The following is a 4159-nucleotide window of genomic DNA, read 5'->3' on the forward strand; positions in this document are numbered from 1 at the left end:
CTTGACGCCCGGCACGACCCCGCCACAATCAAAAACAGAGGGGCGGCCCCCACGCGGCACCAAACCAACCGGCCCACCACAACTACCCCTCGGTCTGCACCCGCAGACAACAACCCCCCTCAGGACACACCCACGCCCCTACGTGGTTGCTGCCAGGGCGAGGCCTGCGCGCAGTTGGGAACCCACTCCGCCAACTGGCCTTTAGGTAACGACTTGACCATACGATTTTCGGCCACATACCTTTCGCCCTAGCCCGCCGAGACGGACGGGTCCTCTTTCGCCGTCCTTGGGGGGACACAATGAACTGGTACCTCGGCGTTCTCAAGAACTACGCGGGCTTCAGCGGGCGGGCACGCCGCACGGAATTCTGGATGTTCGTCCTGTTCAACATCCTTGCGGAGATCGTGGTTGCGATCATCGACAGCGTGATCGGCCTGAACAGCATCCTGATCGGTCTCTACGTCCTCGCCGTCCTGATACCCGGCATCGCCGTGAGCGTGCGGCGTCTCCACGACACCGACAAGTCCGGTTGGTTCCTTCTGTTTGGATTCATCCCGCTGGTCGGCGGAATCATCCTGATCGTCTTCTGCGCCACTGCGGGCACCGCGGGCCCGAACAAGTACGGCTACGACCCCAAGCAGGTCGCGGCGCACTGACATCTGAGCGCTCGCGCGAAAGGCCCGTCGGCACGCCGCCGACGGGCCTTCGTCATGCCGACGACGAACTCGCCCGACTCCGCCCCGCGGACAACCGCGCGCTCACGCGCCCAGGACGCCGGAGCGGACCGCGTCGACAAACCTCTGCCAGGACGCCGGCCCGAAGACGGCCACGCCGCGCTCGCGGTCCTTGGTGTCACGGACGGCCTGACGGCCGGTGCTCAACAGACCGTGCTCAACGCAGCCGTTGTCACTGCCGCTGTACGTGCTCTTGTGCCAGAGCGCGTCATTGAACTCGTCAGAGCTCACGATCCACTGTCCTTGATGCGATCACGAATGTACTGCCGGGATGCGGAAGGCGAGAGGGCTGCGGCTGTGAACTCGTCCCACACCCGTGCGTATGCCTGAACGTCCGTCCGCTGTTCCAACAACGTACCACCGGTGACATGCTCCAACCATGTGACGTCGATGGACGGTTCGCCCCGAAGCGAGAAGAGCGTGAACGGTGCGTACTGCTCCGCCGGGATCGATGCATCAAGCGGCAGGATCTGAATGTTGATGTTCGGGCGCCCGTCCATCGCCAGCAGATGTTCAAGCTGCTCCCGTGCCACCGCCGACGACCCGCTGATGCGGTGAAGCACCGGCGCGTCGATAATCGTGCGCAGCCGGAAGTCCAGGTGCGAGTCCAGTAGTTCCTTCCGCTTCATCCGCGTTTTGACAAGCTGGACGACCTTGTCCGCCGGGTGGCGGGTCGCGAAGATCTGGCTCATGTACGCCTCGGTCTGAAGCAGCCCGGGAATCACGGACGGGTCGTACTCGCGGATCAGCTCCGAATCCGCCTCCAGCGTCAGGTAGTCCCGCAACGTGTCATGCAGCAGCGGGCCCTGGCTGCTCCACCAGTCGACCTTGTGGATCTCCTTCGCCAGCCGCCTGATGCTCGCGATGTACGCCTCGTCATCGATCCCGTAGAACTCCAGCAGCACCGTCAGGTCCAGCGGCCTGATGCCCCGCTTGCCGTTCTCGATCTGCGAGACCTTCGGCTGCCCGCACTGCAACTTGTCGGCGATGTCCTGGACTTTGAACCCCCTCTCGACACGGAGTCGCTTCAACTCGTTGCCGAGCCGCCTGCTGCGCATCGTGGGCATATCGCTCTGGGCCATGGCGACATGATGGCTCACCAACTTGCCTGCCACACAGGAGTCATATGCCGATTTCACTCGCAGGGATGAAGTCCTTGAGGAATAACTTGCCTTGGTGACACTTCACCCTCCACCATCAGTGCACAACACGGCGCACCACCCCGGTGACTAGCCGTAGTCCACCGTGCTGCCCGTACGGCAGCAGCCAGGAGGAGCCATGGTGAGCGTGGCCGGTATCGAGCCAGAACTGCGACTGAGCCTCACCGTGGTGCCCAAGGAGTTACGACGTGTCCGGCGTGACCTGGTCGAACGGCTGGATTCGTGGGGCTGTGCGGCGGTCGCCGACGTGGCCGCGCTCGTCGTCGTGGAGCTGCTGACGAACGTCCACAAGCACGCGGGCGGCCGGTGCGAACTGGTCGTACGGCTGGAAGCGCCGTGTCTGCTCATCGCTGTCAGTGATCCTGTGTCCGTCGTCCCGGCCAAGCGGCAGCAGTCCGACACGGCCGAGGACGGGCGCGGGTTGCTCCTGATCGACGAGTTGACGGAGCGCTGGGAGACCGTGCTCACCGCCTCCGGCAAGGAGATCCGGTGTGCGATCCGTATGCCGAGGCGATGAGCCCCGGCGCCCAGCAAGTCGCCTACTTCCTCTCGGTGTTGGCTGTGAGCAGCGCGCTCACCCTGGCGATCCTCAGAGGTTGACCGCTGAGCGTCGTACGACTCGCGCGCGCTGGTCCGTGCGCTGGGACCGGTGCCCTTCGGTATGGCCGTCGCCCGATGAGTTGCGCAAGGAGACCAAGGAGACGAGGCCAGTCCGGCCATAGTGGTCTGCGAATCGGCGCACACGGGTCCTACTGCACGGCCTCGAAGCGCCAGCGGTGTACCGGGCGGGCGGTCAAGGCCGGTGGGGGGTCCGGGAGTTCGGGGACGTCGGCTTCGTACGGGCCGTTCCACCAGGTGATGACCAGTACGCGGTCCTCGGGGGCGCGGAGGAGTTCGCGGCGCGATGGCGCGTACGGGAGGTGCTGGGCGCGTGCCCAGTCCAGTAGCTCCGTGGCCCGGCCGGGGGCCGCCTTGGCCTCCCACATCAGCGCCACGGTCATGAGTGCCTCATGTGTACAGGTTGTCCTTGCTCAGCTCATGCAGATGGTCGTGGTCGCGGTGCTGGTCGCCGTGCCGACCGGCGTCGGCATCGTGAGCCGTGCCCGGTACGTGCGGGTCCGTCACCGGCAGTGACGAGTCCGCCGACAGTTCCCAGTCCGACGCCGGCCGGTTACGGGCCACCATCTCCGCGCCCAGCGCCGCCACCATCGCGCCGTTGTCCGTGCACAGTCCCGGCCGCGGCACCCGCAGCCTGATGCCCGCCCGCTCGCAGCGCTCGGCCGCGAGCGCCCGCAGCCGTGAGTTGGCCGCGACTCCGCCGCCGATCATGAGATGGTCCACGCCCTCGTCCTGGCAGGCGCGGACCGCCTTCCGGGTCAGTACGTCGACCACCGCCTCCTGGAAGGACGCCGCCACATCCCGTACCGGCACCTCCTCGCCCGCGTTCCGCTTCGCCTCGATCCAGCGGGCCACCGAGGTCTTCAGTCCGGAGAAGGAGAAGTCGTACGCCGCGTCGCGCGGCCCGGTCAGCCCGCGCGGGAACGCGATCGCCGCCGGATCGCCCTCCCGCGCGAGCCGGTCGATCACGGGACCGCCCGGGAAGCCGAGGTGCAGCACGCGCGCGATCTTGTCGAACGCCTCGCCCGCCGCGTCGTCGATCGTCGCTCCCATGGGCCGTACATCGCTGGTGATGTCCGGCGCGAGCAGCAGCGAGGAGTGCCCGCCGCTCACCAGCAGCGCCATCGTCGGCTCGGGCAGCGGGCCGTGTTCCAACTGGTCGACGCAGATATGGGAGGCCAGATGGTTCACGCCGTACAGCGGCTTGCCGAGGGCGTACGCGTACGACTTCGCCGCCGAGACACCCACCAGCAGCGCGCCGGCCAGCCCGGGCCCGGCCGTCACCGCGATGCCGTCCAGGTCGCGGGCGGAGACGCCCGCCTCCTTCAGCGCGCGCTCGATCGTCGGCACCATCGCCTCCAAGTGCGCGCGGGAGGCGACCTCCGGCACCACACCGCCGAAGCGCGCGTGCTCGTCGACGCTCGACGCGATGGCGTCGGCGAGCAGCGTCGTCCCTCGGACGATGCCGACCCCGGTCTCGTCACAGGAGGTCTCGATACCGAGGACGAGAGGTTCGTCAGCCATGGATCTCAGTTCCTTGATGTGTCTTCATATGGAGGCGCATGACGAGCGCGTCGACATTGCCCGGCTGGTAGTAGCCGCGCCGGAAGCCGATCGGCTCGAAGCCGAACCGCTCGTACAGCCGCT

6 protein-coding genes and 1 pseudogene are annotated in these 4159 nt (G+C 66.9%); 2 read left to right on the forward strand and 5 right to left on the reverse strand.

Annotation, left to right across the window (positions count from 1 at the left end):
- The first annotated feature begins 299 nt into the window (after nt 1-299).
- Entirely contained in the window at nt 300-656 is a 357-nt protein-coding gene (locus GA0115259_RS37345) for a DUF805 domain-containing protein (RefSeq protein ID WP_093604993.1), read from the forward strand.
- A 102-nt stretch (nt 657-758) separates the two neighbouring features.
- Here the strand turns inward: GA0115259_RS37345 and GA0115259_RS37350 are convergent, their stop codons facing one another.
- Together GA0115259_RS37350 and GA0115259_RS37355 are read right to left on the reverse strand one after the other, a co-directional pair.
- Entirely contained in the window at nt 759-965 is a 207-nt protein-coding gene (locus GA0115259_RS37350; protein ID WP_256098314.1) for a DUF397 domain-containing protein, read from the reverse strand.
- On the reverse strand, nt 962-1816 hold the full coding sequence (locus GA0115259_RS37355; protein ID WP_093604997.1) for a helix-turn-helix domain-containing protein: 855 nt from the start codon (nt 1814-1816) through the stop codon (nt 962-964). The genes GA0115259_RS37350 and GA0115259_RS37355 overlap by 4 nt, the downstream gene beginning before the upstream one ends.
- Nucleotides 1817-2012: 196 nt before the next feature.
- Here GA0115259_RS37355 and GA0115259_RS37360 point away from each other — a divergent pair, with 196 nt between their 5' ends.
- Nucleotides 2013-2411, forward strand: a complete 399-nt coding sequence (locus GA0115259_RS37360; protein ID WP_093604999.1) for an ATP-binding protein — start codon at nt 2013-2015, stop codon at nt 2409-2411.
- Between the two features lie 232 nt (nt 2412-2643).
- On the opposite strand, the gene GA0115259_RS37365 is transcribed toward GA0115259_RS37360, so the two are convergent.
- From GA0115259_RS37365 to GA0115259_RS42510, 3 genes and pseudogenes are all read right to left on the reverse strand, one after another.
- Nucleotides 2644-2895: a hypothetical protein gene (locus GA0115259_RS37365; RefSeq protein ID WP_093605001.1), complete on the reverse strand. Its 252-nt coding sequence runs from the start codon at nt 2893-2895 to the stop codon at nt 2644-2646.
- A 7-nt stretch (nt 2896-2902) separates the two neighbouring features.
- A complete protein-coding gene (gene tsaD, locus GA0115259_RS37370) occupies nt 2903-4036 on the reverse strand; it encodes a tRNA (adenosine(37)-N6)-threonylcarbamoyltransferase complex transferase subunit TsaD (protein ID WP_093605003.1) in 1134 nt (377 codons plus the stop codon).
- Nucleotides 4029-4159 (reverse strand): annotated as a pseudogene (locus GA0115259_RS42510) (ribosomal-protein-alanine N-acetyltransferase RimI); the annotation flags it as partial. The gene tsaD and the pseudogene GA0115259_RS42510, both read right to left, overlap by 8 nt.

Source organism: Streptomyces sp. MnatMP-M17, assembly GCF_900091995.1.
Lineage (GTDB): Bacteria > Actinomycetota > Actinomycetes > Streptomycetales > Streptomycetaceae > Streptomyces.

What these genes read in the sequence shown, in the direction of transcription:
- GA0115259_RS37345 (WP_093604993.1), top strand. Translation starts at nt 300, where the DNA reads ATGAACTGGTACCTCGGCGTTCTCAAGAACTACGCGGGCTTCAGCGGG.
- GA0115259_RS37355 (WP_093604997.1), bottom strand. Translation starts at nt 1,816, where the DNA reads ATGGCCCAGAGCGATATGCCCACGATGCGCAGCAGGCGGCTCGGCAAC.
- GA0115259_RS37360 (WP_093604999.1), top strand. Translation starts at nt 2,013, where the DNA reads ATGGTGAGCGTGGCCGGTATCGAGCCAGAACTGCGACTGAGCCTCACC.
- GA0115259_RS37365 (WP_093605001.1), bottom strand. Translation starts at nt 2,895, where the DNA reads ATGACCGTGGCGCTGATGTGGGAGGCCAAGGCGGCCCCCGGCCGGGCC.
- tsaD (WP_093605003.1), bottom strand. Translation starts at nt 4,036, where the DNA reads ATGGCTGACGAACCTCTCGTCCTCGGTATCGAGACCTCCTGTGACGAG.